The organism is Bradyrhizobium sp. SZCCHNS30572 (assembly GCF_032484415.1).
Classification (GTDB): domain Bacteria; phylum Pseudomonadota; class Alphaproteobacteria; order Rhizobiales; family Xanthobacteraceae; genus Bradyrhizobium.
The window spans coordinates 184,306-209,339 of record NZ_JAUESY010000005.1; the positions used below are offsets into that span (position 1 = coordinate 184,306).

The 25,034-nt window shown below is 67.4% G+C and carries 24 protein-coding genes; 12 read left to right on the plus strand and 12 right to left on the minus strand.

Annotation, left to right across the window (positions count from 1 at the left end; genetic code table 11):
* Nucleotides 1-83 precede the first annotated feature (83 nt).
* Entirely contained in the window at nucleotides 84-626 is a 543-nt protein-coding gene (locus QX048_RS15110; protein WP_315826286.1) for a cytochrome b, read from the plus strand.
* Between the two features lie 154 nt (nucleotides 627-780).
* Here the strand turns inward: QX048_RS15110 and ftsH are convergent, their stop codons facing one another.
* Both ftsH and QX048_RS15120 read right to left on the minus strand, forming a co-directional pair.
* Complete coding sequence (ftsH, locus tag QX048_RS15115; protein WP_315826287.1) at nucleotides 781-2,628, minus strand: ATP-dependent zinc metalloprotease FtsH; 1,848 nt, start codon at nucleotides 2,626-2,628, stop codon at nucleotides 781-783.
* 51 nt (nucleotides 2,629-2,679) lie between these two features.
* Nucleotides 2,680-3,648 (minus strand): lipid kinase, encoded by a 969-nt coding sequence (locus QX048_RS15120; protein WP_316200524.1) that lies wholly within the window; start codon nucleotides 3,646-3,648, stop codon nucleotides 2,680-2,682.
* Nucleotides 3,649-4,225: 577 nt separating this feature from the next.
* Between QX048_RS15120 and QX048_RS15125 the strand changes: the two genes are divergently transcribed.
* The 7 genes from QX048_RS15125 (at nucleotide 4,226) to QX048_RS15155 (ending at nucleotide 11,835) form a co-directional block, all read left to right on the plus strand.
* Nucleotides 4,226-5,203, plus strand: coding sequence for a TerC family protein (locus QX048_RS15125; RefSeq protein WP_315826289.1), 978 nt, complete (start codon nucleotides 4,226-4,228; stop codon nucleotides 5,201-5,203).
* 28 nt (nucleotides 5,204-5,231) lie between these two features.
* Nucleotides 5,232-6,185, plus strand: a complete 954-nt coding sequence (locus tag QX048_RS15130) for an exopolysaccharide biosynthesis protein (protein ID WP_315826290.1) — start codon at nucleotides 5,232-5,234, stop codon at nucleotides 6,183-6,185.
* 241 nt (nucleotides 6,186-6,426) lie between these two features.
* Entirely contained in the window at nucleotides 6,427-8,172 is a 1,746-nt protein-coding gene (locus QX048_RS15135; protein ID WP_315826291.1) for a CHAD domain-containing protein, read from the plus strand.
* An 83-nt stretch (nucleotides 8,173-8,255) separates the two neighbouring features.
* A complete protein-coding gene (locus QX048_RS15140; RefSeq protein WP_315749332.1) occupies nucleotides 8,256-8,468 on the plus strand; it encodes an MJ0042-type zinc finger domain-containing protein in 213 nt (70 codons plus the stop codon).
* A 194-nt stretch (nucleotides 8,469-8,662) separates the two neighbouring features.
* The gene (locus tag QX048_RS15145) at nucleotides 8,663-9,835 is read left to right on the plus strand and encodes a M20 aminoacylase family protein (RefSeq protein ID WP_315714803.1); all 1,173 of its coding nucleotides are present in this window, start codon (nucleotides 8,663-8,665) and stop codon (nucleotides 9,833-9,835) included.
* A 300-nt stretch (nucleotides 9,836-10,135) separates the two neighbouring features.
* Nucleotides 10,136-11,050: a DMT family transporter gene (locus QX048_RS15150; RefSeq protein ID WP_315826292.1), complete on the plus strand. Its 915-nt coding sequence runs from the start codon at nucleotides 10,136-10,138 to the stop codon at nucleotides 11,048-11,050.
* A gap of 53 nt (nucleotides 11,051-11,103) precedes the next feature.
* Complete coding sequence (locus QX048_RS15155) at nucleotides 11,104-11,835, plus strand: hypothetical protein (protein WP_315826293.1); 732 nt, start codon at nucleotides 11,104-11,106, stop codon at nucleotides 11,833-11,835.
* 243 nt (nucleotides 11,836-12,078) lie between these two features.
* Here QX048_RS15155 and QX048_RS15160 read toward each other — a convergent pair whose 3' ends face one another.
* The 3 genes from QX048_RS15160 to QX048_RS15170 all read right to left on the minus strand — a co-directional run bounded on the left by QX048_RS15160 (nucleotide 12,079) and on the right by QX048_RS15170 (nucleotide 14,311).
* Complete coding sequence (locus QX048_RS15160; protein WP_316200523.1) at nucleotides 12,079-13,095, minus strand: NAD(P)-dependent alcohol dehydrogenase; 1,017 nt, start codon at nucleotides 13,093-13,095, stop codon at nucleotides 12,079-12,081.
* A gap of 153 nt (nucleotides 13,096-13,248) precedes the next feature.
* Entirely contained in the window at nucleotides 13,249-13,431 is a 183-nt protein-coding gene (locus QX048_RS15165; RefSeq protein WP_315749324.1) for a hypothetical protein, read from the minus strand.
* Nucleotides 13,432-13,456: 25 nt separating this feature from the next.
* Entirely contained in the window at nucleotides 13,457-14,311 is an 855-nt protein-coding gene (locus QX048_RS15170) for an HWE histidine kinase domain-containing protein (RefSeq protein ID WP_315714808.1), read from the minus strand.
* A 500-nt stretch (nucleotides 14,312-14,811) separates the two neighbouring features.
* Between QX048_RS15170 and QX048_RS15175 the strand changes: the two genes are divergently transcribed.
* The 4 genes from QX048_RS15175 to QX048_RS15190 all read left to right on the plus strand — a co-directional run bounded on the left by QX048_RS15175 (nucleotide 14,812) and on the right by QX048_RS15190 (nucleotide 17,485).
* Nucleotides 14,812-15,225, plus strand: a complete 414-nt coding sequence (locus QX048_RS15175; RefSeq protein ID WP_315714984.1) for a hypothetical protein — start codon at nucleotides 14,812-14,814, stop codon at nucleotides 15,223-15,225.
* A 166-nt stretch (nucleotides 15,226-15,391) separates the two neighbouring features.
* Nucleotides 15,392-15,577 carry a hypothetical protein gene (locus QX048_RS15180; protein WP_315714985.1) on the plus strand — a complete coding sequence of 62 codons (186 nt, stop codon included), beginning with the start codon at nucleotides 15,392-15,394 and terminating at the stop codon, nucleotides 15,575-15,577.
* 157 nt (nucleotides 15,578-15,734) lie between these two features.
* Nucleotides 15,735-16,271, plus strand: coding sequence for a thermonuclease family protein (locus QX048_RS15185; protein WP_315826476.1), 537 nt, complete (start codon nucleotides 15,735-15,737; stop codon nucleotides 16,269-16,271).
* 116 nt (nucleotides 16,272-16,387) lie between these two features.
* Nucleotides 16,388-17,485, plus strand: a complete 1,098-nt coding sequence (locus QX048_RS15190; protein WP_315714810.1) for a D-alanine--D-alanine ligase family protein — start codon at nucleotides 16,388-16,390, stop codon at nucleotides 17,483-17,485.
* A gap of 25 nt (nucleotides 17,486-17,510) precedes the next feature.
* On the opposite strand, the gene QX048_RS15195 is transcribed toward QX048_RS15190, so the two are convergent.
* From QX048_RS15195 to QX048_RS15225, 7 genes are all read right to left on the minus strand, one after another.
* Entirely contained in the window at nucleotides 17,511-18,710 is a 1,200-nt protein-coding gene (locus QX048_RS15195; protein WP_315826295.1) for an efflux RND transporter periplasmic adaptor subunit, read from the minus strand.
* A 2-nt stretch (nucleotides 18,711-18,712) separates the two neighbouring features.
* Nucleotides 18,713-21,079, minus strand: coding sequence for an ABC transporter permease (locus QX048_RS15200; RefSeq protein ID WP_315826477.1), 2,367 nt, complete (start codon nucleotides 21,077-21,079; stop codon nucleotides 18,713-18,715).
* Nucleotides 21,073-21,834 (minus strand): ABC transporter ATP-binding protein, encoded by a 762-nt coding sequence (locus tag QX048_RS15205; RefSeq protein WP_315714812.1) that lies wholly within the window; start codon nucleotides 21,832-21,834, stop codon nucleotides 21,073-21,075. Before QX048_RS15205 ends, QX048_RS15200 begins: the two co-directional genes overlap by 7 nt.
* A 166-nt stretch (nucleotides 21,835-22,000) precedes the next feature.
* Nucleotides 22,001-22,273 (minus strand): hypothetical protein, encoded by a 273-nt coding sequence (locus tag QX048_RS15210; RefSeq protein WP_315714813.1) that lies wholly within the window; start codon nucleotides 22,271-22,273, stop codon nucleotides 22,001-22,003.
* Nucleotides 22,274-22,465: 192 nt separating this feature from the next.
* Entirely contained in the window at nucleotides 22,466-23,713 is a 1,248-nt protein-coding gene (locus tag QX048_RS15215) for a PHB depolymerase family esterase (protein WP_315826296.1), read from the minus strand.
* A gap of 4 nt (nucleotides 23,714-23,717) precedes the next feature.
* The gene (locus tag QX048_RS15220) at nucleotides 23,718-24,158 is read right to left on the minus strand and encodes a CopG family transcriptional regulator (protein ID WP_315714988.1); all 441 of its coding nucleotides are present in this window, start codon (nucleotides 24,156-24,158) and stop codon (nucleotides 23,718-23,720) included.
* 447 nt (nucleotides 24,159-24,605) lie between these two features.
* A complete protein-coding gene (locus tag QX048_RS15225) occupies nucleotides 24,606-25,019 on the minus strand; it encodes a GFA family protein (protein WP_315826297.1) in 414 nt (137 codons plus the stop codon).
* Between the last annotated feature and the right edge of the window lie 15 nt (nucleotides 25,020-25,034).

Consider the following 25,034-nt stretch of genomic DNA (forward strand, 5'->3'; position numbering starts at 1 on the left):
CTCGTCGTCGACCTCTGATCCTTCGACAGAGGTCAGATCCGCGACTAAGCAGGTCGCCGGAATTCACCACTGACGAGCCCGACATGCCCGAGACGATCGCGAGCTACGATCCCCTGCTGCGATGGATTCATTGGGCGACCGCCCTGCTGTTCATCGCAGCGATGCTGATCGGGCTGTATTGCGGCCTTCAGCCGGCCGGGACGTCGCCGCGGCGGGAGCTGCTGGAGGTTCACAAATCGCTCGGCGTCACGCTGTTTATGCTGGCCATTATCCGCGTGATCGTGCGGGCTCGCACCACGGCGCCGGCCGCTCCGGCCACGTTCGGACCGATGGTCCGCGCGCTGTCGCAGCTCAATCATTGGGCGCTCTATGCGCTGCTGCTGATCATGCCCGTCACCGGCTACATGTTCTCGTCGGCCGGCGGCTACTCGCTGCGCTATTTCGGGACCTTCAGCTGGCCGCGCCTGTTCGCCGGCGACAGGACGATCGCCCATGCCGGCGAGATCACGCATGATACGCTGGCCTATCTGGTCTATCTCGTGGTCGGCCTGCACATTGCGGCCACGCTCTGGCACGCGTTTGTCAAGAAGGACGAGGCGCTGGCCCGGATGTGGCCGCGGCGGTGAGCGTGGCCGCCGTAGGGTGGGCAAAGCAGCCGCCGTCAGCCGGCAGCGTGCCCATCGTCGTGCGGCGAGCTCATTGCCAAGACGATGGGCACGGCGCTACACAATCCCGATCGTGGAGACCGCACGGCCGCGCCTTTGCTCCCCGACTCGACAACTATATCGGCTTCGCTGCCACAACGAGATCGCCGGCGCGCTGGTCCTGCTTCAGCAGGGCGGCGAGCTCGCTCTCGTCGAGCGTCTCCTTGACCAGCAGGCGGCGCGCCGCGCGCTCCAGCACGTCGCGCTTGTCCTGGAGCAGCTTGCGGGTGCGCTCCAGCGCGTTCGTCACGATCGCACGCACCTCGGCGTCGATCGCATCCCCTGCGGCCTCGCCATACTCGGCGCTGCGTGAGACGCCCGGCGCAAGAAACGACTGGTTGTCGCGCTCATAGGCGACCGAGCCCAGTTGCTCCGACATGCCGTAGCGGGTCACCATCGAGCGCGCGATGTCGGTGACGCGGCGCAGATCGTCGGCGGCGCCCGTCGACAGATGGCCGTAGACCACGAGCTCCGCGGCGCGGCCGCCGAGCAGCACCGCCATCTTGTTCTCGAGCTCCTCGCGCGTCATCAGGAAGCGATCTTCCGTCGGGCGCTGGATGGTGTAGCCGAGCGCGCCGACGCCGCGCGGGATGATCGAGACCTTGTGCACGGGATCGGTGCCCGGCAGGCTCATCGCAACGATCGCGTGCCCCATCTCGTGATAGGCGACGATCTCGCGCTCCTTCGGATTGAGCAGCCGGTTGCGCTTCTCCAGACCGGCGACGATGCGCTCGATCGCATTGTTGAAATCGTCGAGCGTGACCTCGTCGGCGCCGCGCCGCGTCGCCAGCAAGGTCGCCTCGTTGACGAGGTTGGCGAGATCAGCGCCGGTGAAGCCGGGCGTCAGCGCCGCGACCTTCTCCGGATCGACGTCGGCGGCGAGCTTGGCCTTCTTCAGATGCACCTGCAGGATCTGGATGCGACCCGGCTTGTCGGGCCGGTCGACCAGCACCTGGCGGTCGAAGCGGCCGGCCCGCAGCAGCGCCGGATCGAGAATCTCCGGCCGGTTGGTCGCCGCGAGCAGCACGAGACCGGTCGAGGAATCGAAGCCGTCGAGCTCGACCAGCAACTGGTTCAGAGTCTGCTCCTTCTCGTCATGGCCGCCGGCGAACGGGCCCATGCCGCGGGCGCGGCCGAGCGCATCGAGCTCGTCGATGAAGATGATCGCGGGCGCCTTGGCGCGGGCCTGCTCGAACAGGTCGCGCACGCGCGCGGCACCGACGCCGACGAACATCTCGACGAATTCCGAGCCCGAGATCGAGAAGAATGGCACGCCGGCCTCGCCCGCGACCGCCTTGGCGAGCAGCGTCTTGCCGGTGCCGGGCGGGCCGACCAGCAGCACGCCCTTGGGCATGCGGCCGCCGAGACGGCCATAGGATTTCGGATCCTTCAGGAACGAGACGATCTCGCGCAGTTCGTCCTTGGCCTCGTCGACGCCGGCAACGTCGTCGAATCGGACGCCCGTGTTGGATTCGACGTAGACCTTGGCCTTGCTCTTGCCGATCTGCATCAGGCCGCCGCCGAGCCCGCCGGCGCCACCCATCATCCGGCGCGACAGCCAGTACCAGACGCCGAAGAACAGCGCGATCGGCATCACCAGCGAGAGGATGTCGCCGAGGATATTGCTCTCGACGCGACCGGTGAAGGTGACGTTGGCCTTGCTGAGCTCCTTGGCGAACTCCTGGTCGACGCGCGTCGTCGCGAAGCGCGACTGGCCGCTGGGCAGCGGCTCCTTCAGCGTGCCTTCCAGGTAGTTCTCGGAGACGCCGACCTCCTTCACCTTGCCGGCTGCGAGCAGGTCCTGGAATTGACTGTAGGGAATGACGGCGACCTGGCGATAGCTCGTCCACGCATTGTGGATCATCATCGCGACGAAGATCGCGACGATTGCGTACCAGAGATTGAAGCGGGTCTGCTTGGTCATGGGTCTCTCAATCGGGTGATCAGTCGAAATCGAGTGTCCGCGAACGGCGGATCAAGCGGCCGCGCGCCAGGTGCGGTCCTGCGCTGCGACCTCGGGCACGAACACCGTGACCGCACGCGGCAGCACGGAGAAGCGCGCCGGCGTGAAGGTGACGAGCTCGCCATCGGCATTGATCCGGCGCGGACGGCGCGTGCGGATCTCGAACGATGTGTCGCGCGAGGCCCGCACCTCCTGCCACAGGCCGTGGCGGCCCTTGCGGAAGTCATAGGCCATCGCCAGCAGCTTCCAGATGCGGCCGATCTCCAGCGAATACAGATCGAGATGGGAATCGTCGATCTCGGCGCGGTGATCGACCGCCATGCCGCCGCCGTAGTAGCGGCCATTGCCGACCGCGATCTGCAGCGTCTTCACTCGCACCGCGCCGTCGGACGATACGATCATCGCGCGGAACGGCCGTGCATTGGTCAGCACCTTCAGCGCCGTCAGCGCATAGCCGAGCCGGCCGAACCTCCGCTTGGTTTCCTTGGTCAGCTGCCGCGCGAGGTCGGCGCTCAAGCCGAGGCTGGCGACGTTGAAGAACGGGTGCCCGTTGACCTCGCCGAGATCGATCCGGCGGCGATGGCCGGCCGCAATCACATCGACCGCGGCCTCCATATCCGCCGGCAGGCCAAGCGTGCGGGCAAGGTCATTGGCGGTGCCGGCCGGAATGATGCCCAGCGGCAGGCCGGTCTTGAGCAGTGCGGGCGCAGCCGCGTTCAGGCTGCCGTCCCCCCCGGCGACGACGACCGCCTCCGCATCGTCGGCATGTGCTTCGATCCACGGCGCCACCTCGCGCGGACTATGCGGCGCCGAGATCACGAGATCATAGCCGGCTGCGCTCAGCCGCGACACGGCAACGCCGGCCGCTTCGCCGCCGGAGCGGCTGCCGCGATTGATGATCATCAAGAGGCGGCGCGTTGCCACGGCCGGGCGCGACGGCGGCGCCTTCGCGATCGATACCTGGTCACCCCCCGTGGTCACGATTGTCTCCCGTACACAAAATGCCAGCGCGCTCCAGCACGCAGGTTCCATACAAAGTGGCGAGCAGGCGCTCCGGTTCCATCACGATCACCGCCGCCCCTCCAAGCGATGCCGGGAGGTTTGAGCGGGGTAACGATTGTTGGGATGGTGATGTGGGGGCGAGAGCCGCAAGGCCCGATAGCAACAAGCGACGCGTGGGGCCGCATCTCGTCAAACTCCTCAATAGCGCCCGAAGTGCGCAATACCGCCAGCGGCAGCGGTCATGAAAGAGAGTCCGACATCATAGTCTCACGGACTATCAGAGGGGCCCGGATCTCCGGCCCTCTGGAATTAGTTCACCGCCGCACGGCCGCAAGACGGCCGCCGGGCAGCAGACACTCTGTCGCACCTCGCCGTTCATCTTGCCGAACGCAGATGCGAACGGCGGGCTCTTGAAAACCGCAGGCTCTTGAAAACCAATCGGCAGACACATACGTCCGTCGCCTACCCCTGGTCCGGGCCCCTCTGGTGAAGCTGCCGGTGCGCTCACGATGTCGGACCTGACATCAATCTCACCGGCTTGAAAGAGGGACCCGTCGTGGAATTCCTGCTCATCGCGTTTGCCGGCAAGCCCGTCTGGATGTGGCTCGCCTTCCTCGCAATCGTGCTCGCCCTCCTCGTCTTCGATCTCGGCATCCTCCATCGCAAGACGCGCGAGATCTCGGTACGCGAGAGCCTCGTCATGAGCGGCATCTACATCATGCTCGCCCTCGCCTTCGGCGCCTGGGTGTGGTGGCAAATCGGCGCCGAGGCCGGCACCGCCTATCTCACCGCGTTCACGATCGAGAAGGCGCTGGCGATGGACAACGTCTTCGTCATCGCCATGATCTTCAGCTACTTCTCGATCCCGCGCGCCTATCAGCACCGCGTGCTGTTCTGGGGCATCGTCGGCGTCATCGTGCTGCGCGCGATCATGATCGGGCTCGGCGCCGCGATCGTCGCCCAGGCGAGCTGGGTGCTCTATCTGTTCGCGCTGTTCCTGGTCGCGACCGGCATCAAGATGCTGGTGTTCAAGGACACGCCGCACGACATCGGCGCCAACCCGGCGCTGGCCTGGGTGCGCCGCCGCTTCGACGTCACCGACCGCCTGCACGAAGAGCGCTTCTTCGTGCGCCAGCCTGATGCGCGCGGCAAGCCGACCTGGTTCATGACGCCGCTGTTCCTGGCGCTGATCCTGATCGAGTTTGCCGACGTCATCTTTGCGGTCGACTCGGTGCCCGCGATCTTCGCGATCTCGACCGACCCCTTCGTGGTCTACACGTCGAACATCTTCGCGATCCTCGGCCTGCGCGCGCTCTATTTCGCGCTTTCCGCGATGGTGGATCGCTTCCAGTATCTCAAGCTGGCGCTGGCGGCGGTGCTGATCTTCATCGGCTCGAAGATCTTCCTGGCCGACCTGCTCGGGCTCGAGAAGTTTCCGCCCGCGATTTCGCTCGGCATCACCTTCGGTCTGCTCGGCGCCGGCATCGCCTATTCGCTGTGGAAGACGCGGCCTGCGGTCGAGCAGATGAAGTGAGGCAGGTCAAAGGACAAGAGGTTGCTGCGTGGCAATGAATGATGTCGCATCCGACGACGAGGACTCCTCGGCGCCGCGCCGTCACAACGGACCGATCAGCCGCCGGCTGCTCGCGATCGCCCGGACGGTGCGGTCCGAGGAGCCGTCGATCGGCGAGTTGTTCGACCGGCTGGAATCGGAAGGTCTCGGCCTGACCCTGCTGCTGCTGACCCTGCCGGCGCTGATCCCATTGCCCGGCCCGTTTGGCATGGTGTTCGGCACCTTGGTGGCTCTCGTCGCGCTGCAGATCCTGTTGGGCGCCGAGCGGCTGTGGCTGCCCGAACAGTTGCGCCGCCGGCCGGTGCCGCAGCGGCTGCTGCGCAAGATCATCCGCGCCGGTCTCGACTGGGCGGGCTATGCCGAACGCGGCCTGCGCGAGGACCGGCTGGTCTGGCTGACCGGCCGGCCGGCGCGGATGCTGCTCGCGCTGCCGCTGCTTCTGATGGCGGTCACCATCATCCTGCCGATCCCGATGGGCAACGTGATGCCGGCGCTGGCGCTGATCGCCGCCTCGATCGGCTTCATGGCAGGCGACGGCCTCGCCGTGCTGGTGTCGATCCTGATTGCGATGGCTGCGGTGGTCTGGACTGCCGTTCTGCTCTACACCGGCGCCGCAGCAGCCGACTATGCCGCAACTCTCCTGGCCCGCTTAGCTGTGCATCTGCGGGCGATGCTGGAAAGCGTCGGTGTCGATCTCGGCTTTGCCGCAGGCGTGACAACCGTATTTGCAGTGGTAACCGGCATCGCTGCGCTTGCCTTCTGGGTGCAGGCGGTACGCCACCGGCGCAGCCGGCGCGCATCCTTCGATCCGGCGCAGGATCCGCGCGAGCGCTCCCGCGCGCTGGCGCGTCGCGGCCGCGGCCTCGTGGCCGCCGCGAGCATTGCGACCACCGCAGCCGCCGTCTTCATCGCCACGCGTTTCATGCTCACCGGCTCGATCTGAAGTTCCGCCTGTGGCGGCGCGGCCGCACGACAGTGCATTGCGGCTGCGACGGACATATCTTCGTGAGCACCTGCCGGCCGGAAGCGCGAGCACTTGTCATTGAAGCAGCAACAAAAAATGCGACCGGTAAGCTCTGGCGCGTCGCGCATCGTCGACGGCCTGCGAGAAATGCCACTGTCCCTTTGTGCCGGCTGCAGCTATACGAGAGATGACTGTCATTAAACGGTTACAGAATCGACACATGCCCGATTCGAACGCACCGGCGTCGATCCACGGCAGTGGCCATGCGGTCGGCGTGCGGGAGAGTGGTGAGTCGGCGAGCTGCGATCCCGGTGGCGCCGCCGATCGCTTGACTGCGCAGCACCTAGCCGATCACGCGGCCACGCAGGAGGATGCCGCAGCGCTTGGCGTGGAGGTCGCGGCGCCGTCCTTGCCGGATCCGGCGGCCGGCAGCGGCCACGAGATCGAGCTGAAACTCCTCGTCGCGCCCGATCAACTCGCCGGCTTCAACAACGCACCGGTCGTCACCGCGCATGCGCGCAACAAGGGCTCGCGCAAGCATCTGACATCGGTCTACTACGACACGCCGAAGCGCACGCTGTGGAAGAACGGCTTCACCTTGCGGGTGCGCCAGAGCGGCTCGCGCTTCGTGCAGACCGTGAAAGAGCAGCACAGCGACGACCCGCTCAAGCGCGGAGAGTGGGAGGCCAGCGTCAGCTCGCTGGCGCCAGATCCGGTGCTGGCGGCCGCGCTGCTGCCGGAGGAGCTTCGCTCCGCGCTGGCCGAGGCAACGCTCGAGGCGGTGTTCACGGCCGACGTGCATCGTCACGCGCGCATGCTCGACGTGCCCGGCGCGACGATCGAGATCGCGTTCGACAGCGGTGTCATCAAGGCCGGCGAGCACCGTGAGATCGTGAGCGAGATCGAGCTGGAGCTCAAGAGCGGCAACCCCGCCGCCATCTACGAGATCGCACAGCGCATCGCCGATCACGGACCGATCAGACCTTCGATCCGCAGCAAATCCGCGCGCGGTTTCGACCTCGCAGCCGGAGCAGCGCCGGGGGCCGAAAAGCCGCCCAAGCTGCGTCTCGATCCGGCGGTGTCTCTCGACGAGAGCTTCGCCCTCGTCCTGCGCGGCAGCCTGCATCATCTGCTGCAGGCCATGCCTGCGGCAGAGGACGGACGCGATACGGAAGGCGTGCATCAGTTGCGGGTGGCGCTGCGCCGCCTGCGCGCCGCGTTGCACCTGATGCGGCCGCTCGGGACCTCGGCGACGCTCGACGGTCTCGAGGCGGATGCGCGCTGGCTGGCACAGAGCCTCTCGGCGGCGCGCGACCTCGACGTGTTCCTGACCGATACGCTGCCCGAGATCGCCGAGGCCTGCCCCACTGTTGCAGGCTTCGACTCGCTCCGGGCGCTCGCCGAGCGGCGGCGCGATCTCGCCTATCGCACGCTGCGCATCGCGCTTGCCGAGCGCCGCTGCGCCGCTTTCGTGCTCGGCCTCGGCGAATGGATCGAGACCCGCGGCTGGCGCAACGACGTCTCCCCCGACGATCTCCGACGCCTCGCGGCGCCCGCGATCGATTTCGCCGGGCCTGTCCTGTCGGAGCGCCACCAGAAGGTGCTCAAGCGCGGCCGCCGCTTCAAGAAGCTGCCGGCCGAGCGGCGCCACCGGCTGCGTCTCGCGCTGAAGAAGCTGCGCTACAGCATCGACTTCCTGCTGCCGCTCTACGGCGCGAGCAAATCGGCGAAGAGATATGCCAGGACGCTCGCCGGCTTCCAGGAACAGCTTGGCCACTACAACGACATGGCGGTCACCGCCGGCGTGATCGAGACCCTCGGCACCACCTCCACCGAGGCGGCGATCGCGGCCGCCGCGATCACCGGCTGGCAGTCGCATGCCATGGCCGGCGTGGAGGAGCCGTTGCGCGAGGCGTGGCGCGCCTTCACGAAGGCGCCGACGCCATGGCAGGCCGAGGAGGCGTGACGACCGGACGCGGTGACGTCGGTTCATGGACCGCATTGATCTGGTTCAAGGCGTCTGGTCGAGCTGTTTGGGAGCGTGATCTCATGAAGATATCCAGCGTGACGTGTCCCCATTGCCGTGCCGCCTACGAGATCGCGGAATCGACCTCCGCCATTGGCGCTGCCGGGCGGTTCGACTGCGGCGTCTGCGGCACGCCATTGGCGGCGTGGGACGAGCCGAAGCTGCGGGCCTTCCGCCTGGAGGTACCACCCGAGCGCAAATATCCCCGCGTGCCGGCCCCCGCCCCGCTCACCTGACTCCCGTTCCGCAATCCGGAACGCCCGGCGTGGTCCGTCGAGGTGACCGCGCATCCGCGCATGGCGCCATGGCCGGCGGCAACTTGCCTGGCTTTTTTGACCGGGTCATAGTCGGTCACCGCGCGGTGCTGCCGGCTGGCTTGGCCGCATCCACTGCAGCGTCCCGATCCACTTCAGCGAGTCATCCGGTCCTCATGCCCATCCTCAACAGCATCGCCGCGCTCTCCGACGAAATGGCCGCTTGGCGCCACGACTTCCACGAACATCCCGAGCTGCTGTACGAGGTGCATCGCACCGCCGGCATCGTCGCCGACAAGCTGCGCGCATTCGGCTGCGACGAGGTGGTGACGGGCATCGGCCGCACCGGCGTGGTCGGCGTGATCCGCGGCCGCAAGTCGGCCTCCGGCAGGACCATCGGCCTGCGCGCCGACATGGATGCGCTCCCGATCGAGGAAACCTCTGGCGTTCCCTACGCCTCGAAGACGCCGGGCCTGATGCACGCCTGCGGCCACGACGGCCACACCGCGATGCTGCTGGGCGCTGCGAAATATCTCGCCGAGACCCGCAATTTCGACGGCACCGCCATCGTCATCTTCCAGCCGGCCGAGGAAGGCGGCGCCGGCGGCAAGGCGATGGTCGATGACGGGCTGATGACGCGCTGGGGCATCCAGGAGGTCTACGGCATGCACAACATGCCGGGCGTGCCCGAAGGCCATTTCGAAATCTCGCCCGGCGCGATGCTGGCCTCGGCTGATGCGATCCACATCAAGGTCACCGGCAAGGGCGGCCATGGCGGCGCCGGCCCGCACCGGGCGGTCGACAGCATCCTGATCGCCTCGCAGATCGTCAACGCGCTGCAGTCGATCGTCGCCCGCAACGTCGATCCGTTGAAGTCGGCGGTGATCTCGGTGTGCTCGATCCATGGCGGCACCACCTTCAACGTGATCCCCGAGACGGTCGAGATGCTGGGCACCGTGCGCACGCTCGATCCGGAGATCCGCGATCTCGTCGAGAGGCGCATCGTCGAGGTCGCCGAGGCCACCGCGCGCGCCTATGGCGGCTCGGCCGAGGCGATCTACGAGCGCAAATATCCGGTGACGATGAATCACCCTGCGCAGGCGGCTTTCGCCGCCGACGTCGCCCGCGACGTCGCCGGCGCTGAGCGCGTCAACGACCGCGCCATTCCGCTGATGGGCGGCGAGGATTTCGCGTTCATGCTGGAGGCGCGCCCGGGCGCCTTCGTGTTCCTCGGCATGGGCCCCGGCAACGAATGCCACCACCCGGCCTACCGCTTCAACGACAACATCCTCAGCGCCGGCGCATCGTACTGGGTGAAGCTGGTCGAGAAGAGCATGCCGGCGAACTGATCGGAGCGACCGCGCAAGCTCGCAACGGCGTCATTGCGAGGAGCCGTAGGCGACGAAGCAATCCAGGATATTCATCGGATCGCCAGTCTGGATTGCTTCGCTCCGCTCGCAATGACGGGTGTGGCTGACATCGCCGGCCCCACAGGCTCCGTCATCGCGAGGCGCCAGCGAAGCGATCCAGGGACGCAATGCACCGATCGGAATGGCTTCGGCTTCCTTCCACGAACAGTTCGCCCCGTATCGAAACATCACGCGCCGCCGCCCGGCTAGGAGAAGCCATTCTCCCGCCCGCGAGGCACCATGCAGAGCCGCTCCGATCTCACGACAGAATTCGCCCTCCTGCTCGTTCTGTCCACCTTGTGGGGCGCCTCCTACACCTTCATCAAGATCGGCGTCGAAACCATTCCGCCGCTGACCCTGATCGCCGCGCGCACGCTGATTGCGGGGCTGCTGCTGGCCGCGATCATCCGCAGCCGCGGCCTCGCTTGGCCGCGTGACCGGACGATTTGGCGTCGCCTCGTGATCCAGGCCGGTCTCAACAGCGTCGTGCCATTCACGCTGATCGCCTGGGCCGAGCGCACCGTCGAGGCGGGTCTTGCGACGATCCTCAACGCAACCTCGCCGATCTTCACCTTCCTGCTGACCGCGCTGGTGACGCACCACGAGCCTGTCACCCTGCGCAAGCTGGTCGGCGTCGCCGCCGGACTCGCCGGCACCTGCCTCATCGTCGGCACCGAGGCGCTGGGCGGGCTTGGCCGCGAGCTGTGGGCGCAGATTGCGATCGTCGCCGCCACCATCTGCTATGCGGGTGCGGCGATCATGGGAAAGAGCTTCAAGGGACTCGATCCGATGTTGCCGGCCGCGGGATCGCTGCTGTCGGGCGCCGCGGTGCTGATCCCGCTTGCGCTGGTCGTCGACCATCCGTGGACGCTGGCACCGTCACTGCGCTCGGTGCTGGCGCTGGTCGCGCTCGCGACCGTCTCGACTGCGGCCGCGATGGTGATCTATTTCCGCCTGGTGCAGACGCTCGGCTCGATCGGCGCCACCGCGCAATCCTATCTGCGGGTGCCGATCGGCGTTGCGATCGCCGTGGCCGGGCTCGGCGAGCACCTCGCGCCGACCGCCTGGATCGGCCTCACCTGTGTCCTCATTGGTGTGATCGCGATGACGCTGCCCGCGCGCAAGAAGCCGACAGGCGATCCGATCCAAGGTTGACCGCACGCACCAGCGCTGCTTTGAACCCAAAGCGGCAACGCTGGATCAATAAAATGCAACGCATCTTCGTTTTGCTTCTTGTCGCGCTGGCAACCACGATTGGTCCGGCCGCGGCCTCGGCCGACATCCCCTACGCGATGTCGGAGCATCCTTCACAAGACGGCCGCTGCAAAGGAGACACCGGCAAGGCCGACCTCGACCGCGACGAGCAGGCCTGCCTCGCTCAGTTGAAGGATGTCGTCAGGCGCAACGGCAAGTCGCTGGAAATCACATTCAAGGATGGTTCCACCAGAAGCTACGTGACCCGACTTCCGGATGACCTACCCGGACATGAGGACGACTCGGTCGAGTACAAGCTCGTCGGCTACTTTCCGGAGCACGAACTCCTGCTGATCGAGATCGGCTATTGGGAAGGCGTGCAATGGATGCTGCTGTGGCTCAATCGCGGCATCGAGACCAAGATCCATTCGCCGCCGCACGCCTCGCCAAGCCGCCGCTGGCTGTTTTCGGTCTGCTCCAGCGAAGGTCCCTCCGGCTGCGGCAACGGGATGGAGATCGTTGCCGCGCCGTTCGACCTCAAGCTGGGGGGCTGGTCCTATCTCACCCCTGACGACGACTACACCTTCTACGAGTTCGACGGCTGGGACGGCGACGACCGCGTCAAGCTCATCGCCACCTTCAAGGTCGGCACCGAGATGAAGCCATTCCTGGCCTCTGTCGAACGCATCAACGGCCGCTGGCAATTGAAGCTGCCAAAACAGCACCGCAAACCGCCACGTCATTAGCAGCCCGTTTCTCTCGCCGTCATTCCGGGGCGGCGCGAAGCGACGAGCCCGGAATCCATAACCACGACTGTGCATGTGGCGAAGACGAGCATACCGGCCAGCTCGCGTCGCACAGCATCCTGTGGCTATGGATTCCGGGCTCGCGCCGCTGCGCGACGCGCCCCGGAATGACGGCGGAGAGAGTGAGGCTAAGAGAGCGCTGCCCTGCTTCGATGACGCAGTCGCCGACAGCAGCGTGGTCACTCATCCCCCGATCGCGATCGTCACCTTGCCGAGATGCGCGCCGCTCGCCATGTAGTGGAACGCCTCGCGCGCCTCGCTGAACGGAAACACGCGGTCGACCACCGGCTTCACCTGATGCAGCGTCAGCGCGCTCGCCAGCGCCTGGAGATCGTCGACCGAGCCGACCGTGACGCCCTGCAGCCGCTGCTGCTGCATCACCATCAGCGGCAGCCGCAGCTCCGAGGCCGGCGCACCGGCGAGCACGCCGATGAAGGCGATGGTGCCGCCGATCCGGGTGGCGCGGATCGACTCGTTCAAGGTGCCGACGCCGCCGACCTCGACCACGAGATCGACACCCTGCCCGGTGATCTCGCGCGCCTTCTTGCCCCAGTCCGGCACCTGCTTGTAGTTCAGCGTGACATCGGCGCCGAGCGCCTTCAGCCGCGCGATCTTGGCTTCGCTCGACGACGTCGCGACCACCCGTGCGCCGGCCATCTTCGCGATCAGCAGCGCAAAGATCGAGACGCCGCCGCTGCCTTGCGTCAGCACGGTGTGGACGGGCCTGATGCCGCCGAGCTTGATCACCGCGCTCCAGGCGGTGACGCCAGCGCACGGCAATGTCGCGGCCTCGACGTCGGTGAGATGCGCCGGCGTCCGCACCAGCGCGTGCATGGGAAACACCCGATACTCCGTCAACGTGCCGTCGACGGCGCCGCCCAGCGCCGCACGCATCTTCGCTTCGCTCGGCTCGCCGCCGGTCCAGCTCTCGAAGAAGCTGCCGATGACTCGGTCGCCGGTCGCGAATGCTGTGACGCCCTCACCGACCGCCTCGACCACGCCTGCGCCGTCGGACAGCGGCACCAGCGGAAATTTCTGCCGCGAGCCGTAGCCGCCCCTCACCGTGATCAGGTCACGATAGTTGATGCTCGCCGCCGTCAGCCGCACCAGCACCTCGCCCCTCCCCGGCTGCGGCACGGGCTTGTCGACCAGCGCCAGCGCATCGATTCCGCCGGGCCCCTGCAGCTCGTAACATTGCATCCGATGTCTCCCGCCCAAGCGGCGTCGCCGCTTCGTTGTTCTGCCGGGAATGGTGAAGCGTTTCGTGCCGGCGATCAAGCCGAGCCTCGTTCCGCGCGGCGGACAGACAACGCGAACGCAACGCAAATCCGATGGTCGCGGCGCCGCCGGCTCTCAGTCATCGATCAGCGGGATCACGACATGGTTCAGCACATATTCCGTGCCAACCCAGGTAATGGTGAGTGCCAGCAGCAGCAATCCAGCCAGCAGCAGCATGTCGCGCCGTTCCATCGAACACATACGCAGCAACGCCGCTGCGCGTTTCGCATCGCAGCCATGCCACGCGCCGCGAGACATGCGACGCCTGCGAGGAACCGGGCCTTCACATCGCCGCGTCGAACCTGATCCGGCAGACCAGACCTTCGTCGCGATAATCCTGCTCGATGCTGCCGCCGATCGCCGCAAGGCTCGCACGGATCATGCGCGTGCCGAAGCCCTCTTTCCCGGGCGGCTCGATCGGGTGCGGACCGAGCTCGCGCCAGGCCACGCTGCCGCGGCCGCCCTCCTGCGCGATCTGGACCTCGAGTCGTCCACCCTGGCCGCGCAGCGCGCCGTATTTGACGGCGTTGGTCGCAAGTTCGTGGAACACCAGCGCGAGATTACGCACCGCTTCCGGCCCCAACGGCATGTCCGGGCCGTCCACCGTCACGGCGCCGGAGGCGCGATACGGCTGCAGCTCGACGTCGAGCAGCATGCGCAAGGTCATCAGGCGGTGGTCCGACCAGGCGAGACTGTTGGCGCGCGCGACGGCGTCGAGCCGCAGCGCGATCGCTTCCCCTTTGGCGCGATCCTCGCCCGACAGGCTCGATCTGACGATCGCCTGAAACAACGCGAGCTGATTGTTCACGCGATGTCTCAGCTCGCCGAGCAGCAACTCGCGCGCATGCTCGCTGCGCTTCAGCTCCATCAGCGCGCCGCGACAGAGATGCCCGAGCCAGATGATCAGCGCCGCGGTGCTCAGGAATCCGACGAGGTTGATCGCCTCGGCATGATCGGGACGATCGGTGAAGCCGACGAGCACCACGGTGGCAGACAGCCAGGCGGCAAAAATGGCCGCGGGAATGCCGCCGAGCAGCGCGGCGAACACCACCGCAGGGTAGAACGTCGCGTAGGGCAGCGTCGCGCCGGCATAGTCCAGCCCGATCCGGCCCGCGGTCGAAATCGCGACGGCGAGCATGGTGAGCAGAAACGTGGTCGCCGACCACTGTCTGCCCCGAACGATCCAATCTGAGAAACTCCGACCCGCGCGCACGATTGACCCCGAGCGCAAGGTCTATCGCCGGACGCCTGCAGGAACAAGCTGAAGCAACTGCCGCATGGGCGCAAAAATTTTAGGAACTTTTGCCGCGCCGTTGCGTTTGACGGCCCTGTTGCGCCAGACGGAACGCATCATGCCGCGTGGTGGGAGAAGCGACCGCTGCGCCGCCACCGGCAAGCGTGACTACATGGCCCCTGCGCCCCCAGCGCCTCTGCTCGACACCATCAGTGCTACTCCGCGTCGCGTCGGCGCAGCACGAATGCTGGACGTTGCATGATGAGCTCGTCGCCGGCTGCGCCGATGAACTGAAAGACAACGGTATCGGAACGCTGCACGCGAGAGAGCTTGTATCCGGCGCCTCTTGCTGCGCTAACCCTAGCGGCTTGCCGCTGAGCGCCGCAGCGTCGATCATGGCGGTCATGACGACGAAATCGCGCGAGAGACTCTACGGTGCCGGCATCCGCATCGCGCAGGAGCAGGCCGCGCGCGCGCGCAAGGAAGCGGATCGTCTGGCCTGCGACGCCTGGAACAAGCGGATGCTCGGCTACAAGGGACCGGCGCAGCCGTCGCCGCTGCTCGGCGACGCGCTCAACGCGGGCTATTACTATCTCGAAGTGCGCTGCCTCGGCTGCGACACCAATCAGACCGTTGCGCTCGACATCATCAGGCGCGCCAAGACGACGCCAATCCATGAACTCGAGCGCTACATGCGCTGCCAGGACTGCTCGCGGCTGCGCGGTCGTCCCTACAAGCGCAGCGCGCTGGTGGCATTGCGCGAGACCAAGATCTCGGCCGCGCATCCGGCCTCGACATGGTGGCCCGGTGAACGATAGACAGTCGAATGCCGAGCGTCGCGTCATCTCGCATCCCCATAGAGGTACTCCGATCAGGCGCTGACGGCGCCGCTCGAAAAAATGCATGGACACCCGGAACAATCATGACGATCCGTTGTTTCGAAAACTTGCCGGCGCGGCAGGGAAGCGGAACATGTCAGAGTTGATGACCCAGCCGGACAAGCTGCGGGCCGACGCAGCGGAATGCGCCCTCATTCGTGATCTCGCCACCGACCGCGACAAGCGCGAGCTGTTCGCGCGCCTGGCCGAGCATCTGAGCATGCTCGCCGCCGAGGTCGAGCACGCGGCGCGCGCACGGGATGGGCACGCAGAGAATGCGAGCCTGCGCTGAACCGCGACGCTCGCCGGACGAACTGCGCCGATTGCGCTCCGCTGCTGTTGCGGTGCTCGCCACACAATCGCGCACCTCCCATTCGCTATAGATCGGGATGATCCGCGATCGATTCGCGCAGCGAACGATCACGCCCCTCTCATCGCCACAGGTGCCGATCTTGCGACGTCTCCTCCCCCGTCTCGCCTGCCTCGTTCTGCCGCTTCTCCTCGCTTTCCCCGCCACAGCCGCTGAGCTCGTCGGCCGCGTCAGCATCGTCGATGGCGACACGCTGGACATTCACGGCGAACGGATTCGCCTGTGGGGCATCGACGCGCCCGAAAGCGCGCAGCTCTGCCGCGGCCGCGACCGCAAGCCATATCGCTGCGGCGCGCTGGCCGCCAACACGCTGGACGCGTTCACGCGCAGCAAGGTTCTGCGCTGCCTGCCGGTCGATGGCGATCGCTACGGCCGCATCGTCGCGCGTTGCGCCGCCGGCGCGACGGATCTCGGCCAGTTCATGGTGTCGCGCGGGCTTGCGGTCGAGGAGCCGCAATATTCGCGCGGCGTTTACACCGCCGATCAAGGCGCCGCCCGCCGCGCCGGCCGCGGCATCTGGTCGGGCCGCTTCATCGCGCCGCCGCTCTATCGGAGCTGCATGCATGCCGGCGGTACGACGTCGGTGTGCTCGGACGGCGGGATCGGCTGGCGGTGAGCGCCGCCGCATGACGACGTCGCCTTCCACCACACCCGACACAACACCTCAATTGCCACGCGTTGGCCTCTGGCTGTACGGTCGCGCATCGCAGAGATCAGGGCTGGATGAGGACGATGACGGAGACAAAGACGCGCGTGGCGATCCTGTTCGGCGGGCGCTCGGCGGAGCACGACGTCTCGCGGGCCTCGGCGGCCAACATCGTCCGCTCGCTCGATGCCGGCCGCTACGCCGTCACGCTGATCGGCATCACCACCGACGGACGCTGGGTGCTCGCCGACGCTGCGAATGACGGCACAGGCGCGGCGCTGACCGTACCCGCTGACGGCCCGCAGATCGTGCTGCTGCCGGCCGGCCAGGGCCGCGCGCTGGTCATCGGCGACGGCGCCCCGCGCGAGCTCGCCTTCGACGTCGTGTTTCCGGTGCTGCACGGTCCGAACGGCGAGGACGGCACCGTGCAGGGCGCGCTGGAGCTCGCCGATGTCGCCTATGTCGGCGGCCGCGTGATGGGATCGGCGGCGGCGATGGACAAGGACGTCGCCAAGCGCCTGCTGCGCGATGCCGGCCTGCCGATCGTGCCGTTCGTCACCATGACGGAAGCGTCGCCTGTGACCTATGCGGCGGCGGTCGACGCCGTCGGGTCATCCGAGCTGTTCGTCAAGCCGGCCAATCTCGGCTCCTCCGTCGGCATCTCCAAGGCGCGCAACGCCGAGGAGTTCGAAGCCGCCTGCCGCCTGGCGCTGCGCTTCGACCTGAAGATCCTGATCGAGCGCTGCATCAGCCCGGTGCGCGAGATCGAATGCGCGGTGCTGGAGCATGCCGACGGCGAGGTCGCCGCCTCCGAGCTCGGCGAGATCGTGCCCGCCGACAGCCACGGCTTCTATTCCTATGAGGCCAAATACACCGATGCCAAGGGCGCCTCGCTGCACGTCCCGGCGCAGGTCGAACCCGCTCTCGCCGCGCGTATCCGCAAGATGGCCACCGAGGTGTTCGGCGTGCTCTGCTGCGAGAGTCTCGCGCGCGTCGACTTCTTCGTCCGCGGCGAGGAGGTCTACGTCAACGAGGTGAACACCCTGCCGGGCTTCACCAACATCAGCATGTACCCGAAGATGTGGGAGGCCACCGGCCTGCCCCAGCCGGCGCTGATGGACAGCCTGATCGCACACGCGCTGGCGCGCCATGCCCGGCTCAGGCAACTGGCGTCGCAGCGCTGAGGAACGCGTCTGCGGCCGCCGCAGGTCAGCGCGGCGCCACATTGACGCCGGCGGCGACCCGGTCACTGGGATAGATGATCACGACATCGCCGCTGGCGACGCCGTCGGCCACGGCGGCGAACCGGCCCGAGCGCCGGATGAGCCGGACGGTGCGCAACTCGGCGCGCCCATCCTTCAGCGCGAACACCGACCAGTCGTCACCGCGCTTGAACAGCGCGCCGGTCGGAACGATGGTCGCATCCTCCTGCGTGAAGACGACGATCTGCGCATCGAGCTGATAGGCATCGCCGAGCCGCTGCCATTGCTCGGCCGGCGAGACGATGTCGATCAGCACGTTGACCCGCTGCTCCTCGACGCCGAGCGTGGAGATCTTCGTGAAGGCCGCCGGCTCGACCCGGCGAACCCGGCCCGACAGGCGGCCTGCCCCGCCCCAGCGATCGATCGTGACCTCGGCGCCGGGACGGATCTCGACCGCGTCGGTGCTCAGCACGTCGATGACCACTTCGAGATCACGGGGATCGCCGAGCTCGAGCAGCGCCGCGCCTGGCTGCACCGTCGTCTCGCTTTCCTGGATCACTTTCAGCACCAGCCCGCCGACCGGCGCGGTCACGCTCCAGCTATCCGCCGGCGCATCGGCATCGGTCTTGCTCCCGTAGCGCGCCAGCATCGCCCTGAGCTGGCTGAGCTCGTGCTCGGCGGCATGGTCGGCATATTCGGCGGCGCGCAGGTCACGTTCGGCAATCCGCATCGCGAGCTCGGCGCGCTCCCGGGCCTGCGCCGTCGCGGCTCCGCTGGCGGCCAGGGCCGTGGTACGCGCCAGATCGGCGCTCGCCTGTGCGCTCTGCGCCTGCGCTCGGGCCACCACCTCCTTGGCGCGCTCGACATTGGCCTCGGCCGCACCGAGCAGCTCCTCGACCTCGCGGCGGGCCCGCGGATCGAGCAGCGGCGCCGGCGCCGGCATGATTGTGGCGACCACGTCGTCGGCCTTGACCTGGTCGCCGGCCTTGAAGCGGATGCGGCCGAGACGGCCGGCGAGCGGCGCGGCCACGACGTAGCGCTGGCGCACCCGCGTCTTGCCGTCGTCCTCGACGGTGGCAACGAACCGCCCTTTCGTCACCGCGGCCGTCTCCACCGGGACGGGGCCCGGCATCATCATCCAGGCGATGACGGCGGCCGCCGCCACAACGGTCGATGCGATGACGACGCGGCGCAAAACGGGTGGCATGCTCATTCCCTGGTCTTGAGGGCCGCGACCAGATCGAGCCGATCCACCCTCCTGCGGACGATGATGGCGCTGATCGCGGCGCTGGCCAAGACCACCGCTGTCGCGATCAGGTAGGTCTGCGGCGCGATCACGCCCGGGATCTGGAAGCTCTCGCTGGAATGCAGGCGCGCGATCAGGCCGATGATGGCGTGCGACAGCCACAGGCCGAGCGGAATCCCGACCGCGATGTCCAGCGCGAACTCGCCGAACAGGATGCCCGCGACCTCGCCGCGAGTGAAGCCCAGCACCCGCAGGCTCGCGAGCTCCCAGGCGCGCTCCTGCAGGCTGATGCGGGCGCTGTTGTAGACCACGCCCGCGGTGATGATCGCGGCGAAGCCGGTGAGGATGCCGGCGGTGACGAACACGAGGCCCGCGATCTTCTCGATGAAGGATGCGAGGGTGTAGGCCTTCATCGTCACGGATTCGATTTTCGGCATGCTCTTGAATCTCGCGCCGAGCGCAGCCAGCGCCGCCGGCTCGACATGGAGGCTCGCCGCCGAGATCACCGCGCCTTCGCCGGTGAAGCGGTTGAGCGTGTCGATGTCCATGTAGGACGCCATGCCGATCGCCTCGTCGACGATGGCGCTCACCGGCAGGTCGCGCCGCCGGCGGTGGCCTTCCATCGCCTCCACCGTCACGACCTGCCCTGCGCTCAGCGCCAGGCGCTCGGCAAGGCGTCGGGTCAGCGTGATGCCATCGGGCGCCGCGACGATCGGACGACGCGCGGAATCGTGCGGTCGCCGCAGCTCGTCGGTGGCCGCCAGTCCGATCACCGAGGTGAGGTAGCTCTGGTGCCCGGCCCGCAGGCGCACCGGAACGATGCGCTGGCCTTCGATCGCGAGCACGCCGGGCTGGCGCGCCAGGTCACGCAGGATCGCGCGGTCCATCGGATGGATGAAAGTGATCGTGGCGTTGCCGCGCTCGACCAGGTTGAACTGCAGCTCGATCATCTCGCCGATGGCGTCGCGCCAGAAGATCCCGAGCACCATCATCGGCACCGCGAAGGCGATGCCGACGATGGTGAACAGCGAACGGAACGGCCGCCCCGCGACGTTGCGCAGCATCATCATCCGCCGCGCGCCGAACGCCGTGCCGGGCAGGATGCGCTCGATCCAGGAGCGGCGGAACCCCAGCGGCATCGCGGGCCGCATCGCCTCCGCCGGCGCAAGGCCGACGACCTCCTGAAGCGCCGTGACGACGCCGAGCGCGCCCGCCGCGACGCTGATCGCGACACCGGCCACCGCCGCCCATGGCGCCAGCCGAAACGGCAGCTCCGGAAGACGGAAGAACCCCTGATAGCTCGCGATCATGGCATGGCCGAAGCCGACGCCGCCGGCGATGCCGAGCACCGATCCGATCAGCACGATGACCAGCATCAGCTTGAGATAGTGGAAGGTGAGCCGCAGCGTCGGAAAGCCGAGCGCCTTCAGCGCCGCGATCTGCTCGCGCTGCGCGGCGACCAGCCGCCCGAGCGCGCCGTTGAGCAGGAACGTGGCGACACCGAAGAAGATGATGGGGATGGTGATCGACATCACCTTCTGCTGGTTCAGCTCGTCCTCGAGAAAGCGGTTCGACGGCTGATCCCGCCGCGCGATCGCGCCGATCGAGCCATAGGGCTCGAGCAGCCGGTCGAGCTCCTCGATCACGGGCTTGGGATCGACACCCGGAGCGAGCGCGACCACGGCATCGTTGAACGCCCCTTTCATGTCGAAGGCGGCCTCGGCCGCGCTCCGGTCGACCCACAGGATGGCGTAGAGGCGATCGTCGGGGATCGGCAATCCCGGCTTCACCGCGTAGACATATTCCGGCGACAACGCGATGCCGGAAACCCGGAAGCCCTGCACGCGGCCATTGAGCAGCACGCGGATGTCGTCACCCGGACTGACGCCATTGGCCTCGGCAAACGCCTCGTTGACCGCGGCGCTGCGGGCGGCACCCGGCTCGGGCGCGGCGCCGCGGCGCAGATGCAACCGCGCCAGGGGCTCGTCGCCGGCATGGGTCAGCGACACCAGGCGGGCCGAGACCGGTTGCGAGACGGCCGGCCAATCGACGATGACCTCGCGCACGATGCGCGGCTCGACCGCGACCACGCCAGGAATGGAATTGAGCCGCGGCACCAGCGCGAGCGGCGCCCGCTTCAGCGTGACGAAGATCTGCGGAAACCGGCCGTCGGCATAGAACTGCTCGCAGCCGCCGCGCAGGGACAAATAGGTCGAGACCGAGCCGACGAACACGGCGACACCGGCCGCCACCAGCAGCGCGATCGTGACCACCTGTCCGCGCATCGCGCCGACGTCGCGCCACAGCTTGCGGTCCAGCAGGCTCACCAGCGCACCTCATCGGCCGAGAGGCGCCGCGCATTGCGCGTCTCGCCGACGATGCGCCCGCCGCCGAGCCGGAGCACGCGATCGGCCATGCCGGCGATCGCCGCATTGTGCGTGATGATGATGGTGGTCGTCCCGAGCTGCGCGTTGGCGCGCGCGATCGCGGCGAGCACGACCTTCCCCGTCTCATAGTCCAGCGCACCGGTCGGCTCGTCGCACAACAGCACGTCGGGCGCCTTGACCATGGCGCGGGCCACCGCGACGCGCTGCTGCTCGCCGCCGGACAGCTGCGAGGGAAAGTGGTCGATCCGCCGCTCGAGGCCGACGAGCTTGAGCACCTCGAGCGGATCGAGCGGCTTGTCGGCGATCTCGGTGACCAGCGCGACGTTCTCGAGCACCGTCAGACTCGGGATCAGGTTGTAGAACTGAAACACGAAGCCGACATGCTCGCGCCGGTAGCGCGTCAGCTCGGCATCGCCGGCGCCGACCAGTTGATGATCGCGCCATTGCGCTTCGCCCGACGTCGGGCTGTCCAGTCCGCCGAGGATGTTGAGCAGGGTCGACTTGCCCGATCCCGACGGCCCGAGCAGCACCACGAGCTCCCCCTCGTAGATGTCGAGGTCGACATCGCGCAGCGCATGCACCTCGACCTCGCCCATCCGATAGGTCTTCGAGAGCTTGCGCGCGCGGAACACCGGGGCGGCGCCGGGCCGATCAGAAGGCGCGGCGGGGCCCCCGTCGTTGGTGACGGCCGAACTCATCGGGCTGCGGTTCCTGCACCAAAGGCCCGCATCGAACGTGCGAGACGTCTCACGCCTGAATCCTCGACATCGGATGACATCCCCGACCATCGGTCGGCAGCGATCGTCATCCGTTGATGCATGTCAAGCGGGCCACATCATCACGCGGCCAGCGCGCTGATGCCCATCAGACCGCGGTCGCGATCACATACACCAGCACGGCTGCGCCGAGGCAGCGGCGCCAGGGGTTGACGCCGCGCAGGAGTTCGTCGAACGCCCAGACGAAGAGACTGGCTTTGACCAGACAATCCAGATTGGCGCCTGTCTGACCCGGCGGATGCCAGACCCAGCCGACGAGGCTGCCCGCCAGCACGATCCAAAGAGCGGGGTTCGGCATCTGGGCGATCGTGATCTCGCCGGTCGCGCGATTGCGGAAGAACCAGTTCAGGAATCGCGACATCGGACCACCCGCGTTGGTCGTGACATGGTCATGCGCCCTCCCGAGGACGACACCCGCCAGGATATTCGTGCCCGCTTAACGGGGGAGATGCATCATGGTTGCCGGTAGCAGCGACGCGCAGATGTGCAGATGTATTGCCCCCGCACGATGGAATGCAGCGCCACCGGCATATTCACGGGCGCCACCGTTTTGCTAGTCCGCGCGTGACTGCGCGAGGAAGAACCGCAGCATCTCCCGCGTCGCATCCGGTCCTTTCGGATCGGTGTAGGATCCGGCCGGACTGCCGCCGGACCAGGCGTGAGCGGCACCGTGGATGGTCCAGTGCTCCGACGTCACCTTCCCGCTCGGCTCGGTCAGAATCGTCCGCGTATAGGCATGGCCACCAGGCACCCGCCCGTGCACGACCGACGATGTCCCGCGCATGGCGCCGGTCGCCTGCGCAACGACCCGGTCGCCGTTGGCGGGATGCACGGTCGTGTCGCGATCGCCATGGAAGACGATCGTCGGCACAGCCGATCTCCGATCCGCCGTGTGGCCGGCGCCTTGGCGCATCGCCATCAACGCCGAGGGAAGATCGCGCGCGGCCCCGCAGGCGAGACCGGAATGGACGCCCGCCGCGGCGTAGAGATCGGGATAGGTCGCGGCCATGATGGCGGCCGTGGCGCCTCCGGCCGACAGGCCGGCGACATAGACGCGCCTGGGATCTACAGCATGGTCGCGCATCACCTGGCGGGTGATGCCCGCGATCAGCGACGGCTCGCCGCCCTCGCGCTGCTGGTCGCCGGTGCGAAACCAGTTCCAGCATTTCGACTGATTGGCACCGCTCGGCTGCTCCGGATAGACGACGAGGCAGCTCTGCTCCTCGCCCAGGAAGTTCATCCGTGTGCCGGCCGCGAAATCGTCCGCCGACTGTGTGCAGCCATGCAGCATGACGACGAGCGGAAGCTGACGGCCCTCGGCCCTGCTGGGGATCAACAGCTTGTAGCTCCGGCGTCCCGCCGCATTGCCGAAGCTGGCCTGGACGAATCTTGCACCTTCGGGGGTGGTGTCGCGCGCCGAAGGCGCGCGCAGATGCGGACCTCGCAGGCCGAAGCCCGGCAGCTCGCCGAGATCTTCGCGCCGGACGGGTCGCTGGCGCGCCTGAGCGGGCTTGGCTTGCCATGGTTTGGCTTGCGATGGCTTGTGCGATGGCTTGGCCTGCATGGCGCGCGCTTGCGCCGGGGCAACCTTCGCGGACGGCCGGTCGCGCTCACTGACGCGCGTCGCCTGTCCCTCGATGGTCGGGGGCGCGAGCCGCGCCGGCGCTGATCGCACTGGATCCGCCGCTGCCGCCGGTGCGCTGTCGCCGCGCAGCATACGTTGCAGCAACGCCGTGGCCTCGCCCAACTGGCCGGCCCGCGTCAGGCGCGTCGCTTCGCGCATGATCTCTGGGTTCAGCATCGCGCTACCTCATTCTGTCGGCGAGAGCGGCCTTGACCGCGGGGGTGGCATGGAGTGCGCCCAGCACGGAGACCGAGGCGACGGTGGCGCGGGCCAGCTCGGGCGTCACATCGGCGGCGATGGTGGCAAGCCCAAGCACGTTGATTTGCAGCATCTGCCCTGCCCGCTGCGCCGCTTCGAGATCGGCGCGGCTGTAATGCCGCAAGCCGAGGTCCAGGCTGTTGCGCACCGTCGACTGCCTGACCACGTCGGCGTGCCGGTCGAGCTGGTTGCGGATCGCCGTGCGGATGAAATCGGTGCGGTTGGAATAGAACCCTTCCCGCACCATCAGATCGACCTGACCGAGATCGACGTAGCCGAGATTGACGGTGATCTTCTCGGTGTCCGGGACTTTCCCGCGGAGTGGGTGGACGTTGTCGGGCACAGCGGCATCCAATTCCACCATCCACCGGGATGGTGCATGGATGGCATATGGATGCCCACCGTTGACATTCAAGGCGCAAGCGCAATGTTCCGCCAGGGAACCGGTGATGCCGCGAGCTTCCTGTCGATCCTATCGCCTGCCAGCGCGGCCCGGCTCGATGCAGCAACCGAGGAAAGGGCCGGTCCAACATCGGAGGGGCAAGATAGAGCGTGCAGTCGCCACTGCCCCACCGCCGCGCACGCCGTCGTTAGTGTAGTGCACAGTAACCCCGGGGCCGTAACCCTGGTCATCGTCGAAGGCGGACGATCCAGTACGCCGAGGTTTTTCGGTTCGGTATCTTCTGCAGCAGAATACTGGATGCTCCGCTTTTGGCGGAGCATGACAGCATTGGAGACGGCGAGAGCTCATCCCACGGCCAATTGCCGATTCTCAGGAAATGCTCGTCTCGTTCGCCCCAAGCACCAAGACTCACCGGGGCGGCATCTTCTCGAATTTCGGCAGCGCCGGATCGAGGTGATCCCAGGCGTATCCGGCTGATGTCCACGACACCAGTTGCGGCTTGTAGCGGCCGGGGTCGTCGAGGCTGGCCGGCGGGACGATGAACACCTCGGGCATCGCGGGAAATGTCAGGTGAACGTGCGAGCCGCAGGTCGGACAGAACGCGCGCCGCTTGACGGTGCCGCCGTCGCCTGTGGTCTGCCAATGCGACACCTCGCCTTCGACCCTCACCTCCGCCGCGACGAAGGTCAGGTGCGATTGATGCCCGGTGCCGCTGTCGCGCTGGCATTGCCGACATTGGCAGTCCAGCATCACGGCCGGCTCGCCCGTGATCTCGTAACGCACCGCGCCGCAGGCGCAGCCGCCGGCATAGGACTTCGTCATGTCGCTCTCCTGCTT

Excerpts from the sequence above, each read along its gene's own strand:
- QX048_RS15155 (WP_315826293.1), top strand. The coding sequence starts at position 11,104 with ATGCAACGCATCTTCGTTTTGCTTCTTGTCGCGCTGGCAACCACGATT.
- QX048_RS15215 (WP_315826296.1), bottom strand. The coding sequence starts at position 23,713 with ATGCTGAACCCAGAGATCATGCGCGAAGCGACGCGCCTGACGCGGGCC.
- QX048_RS15195 (WP_315826295.1), bottom strand. The coding sequence starts at position 18,710 with ATGCCACCCGTTTTGCGCCGCGTCGTCATCGCATCGACCGTTGTGGCG.
- ftsH (WP_315826287.1), bottom strand. The coding sequence starts at position 2,628 with ATGACCAAGCAGACCCGCTTCAATCTCTGGTACGCAATCGTCGCGATC.
- QX048_RS15170 (WP_315714808.1), bottom strand. The coding sequence starts at position 14,311 with ATGCTCGCCGTCGCGATTTCGACCGCGGGCCGGATCGGGCTGGACTAT.
- QX048_RS15180 (WP_315714985.1), top strand. The coding sequence starts at position 15,392 with ATGACCCAGCCGGACAAGCTGCGGGCCGACGCAGCGGAATGCGCCCTC.
- QX048_RS15135 (WP_315826291.1), top strand. The coding sequence starts at position 6,427 with ATGCCCGATTCGAACGCACCGGCGTCGATCCACGGCAGTGGCCATGCG.
- QX048_RS15165 (WP_315749324.1), bottom strand. The coding sequence starts at position 13,431 with ATGTCTCGCGGCGCGTGGCATGGCTGCGATGCGAAACGCGCAGCGGCG.
- QX048_RS15145 (WP_315714803.1), top strand. The coding sequence starts at position 8,663 with ATGCCCATCCTCAACAGCATCGCCGCGCTCTCCGACGAAATGGCCGCT.
- QX048_RS15110 (WP_315826286.1), top strand. The coding sequence starts at position 84 with ATGCCCGAGACGATCGCGAGCTACGATCCCCTGCTGCGATGGATTCAT.
- QX048_RS15150 (WP_315826292.1), top strand. The coding sequence starts at position 10,136 with ATGCAGAGCCGCTCCGATCTCACGACAGAATTCGCCCTCCTGCTCGTT.
- QX048_RS15210 (WP_315714813.1), bottom strand. The coding sequence starts at position 22,273 with ATGTCGCGATTCCTGAACTGGTTCTTCCGCAATCGCGCGACCGGCGAG.
- QX048_RS15220 (WP_315714988.1), bottom strand. The coding sequence starts at position 24,158 with ATGGTGGAATTGGATGCCGCTGTGCCCGACAACGTCCACCCACTCCGC.
- QX048_RS15175 (WP_315714984.1), top strand. The coding sequence starts at position 14,812 with ATGACGACGAAATCGCGCGAGAGACTCTACGGTGCCGGCATCCGCATC.
- QX048_RS15205 (WP_315714812.1), bottom strand. The coding sequence starts at position 21,834 with ATGAGTTCGGCCGTCACCAACGACGGGGGCCCCGCCGCGCCTTCTGAT.
- QX048_RS15225 (WP_315826297.1), bottom strand. The coding sequence starts at position 25,019 with ATGACGAAGTCCTATGCCGGCGGCTGCGCCTGCGGCGCGGTGCGTTAC.
- QX048_RS15140 (WP_315749332.1), top strand. The coding sequence starts at position 8,256 with ATGAAGATATCCAGCGTGACGTGTCCCCATTGCCGTGCCGCCTACGAG.
- QX048_RS15160 (WP_316200523.1), bottom strand. The coding sequence starts at position 13,095 with ATGCAATGTTACGAGCTGCAGGGGCCCGGCGGAATCGATGCGCTGGCG.
- QX048_RS15190 (WP_315714810.1), top strand. The coding sequence starts at position 16,388 with ATGACGGAGACAAAGACGCGCGTGGCGATCCTGTTCGGCGGGCGCTCG.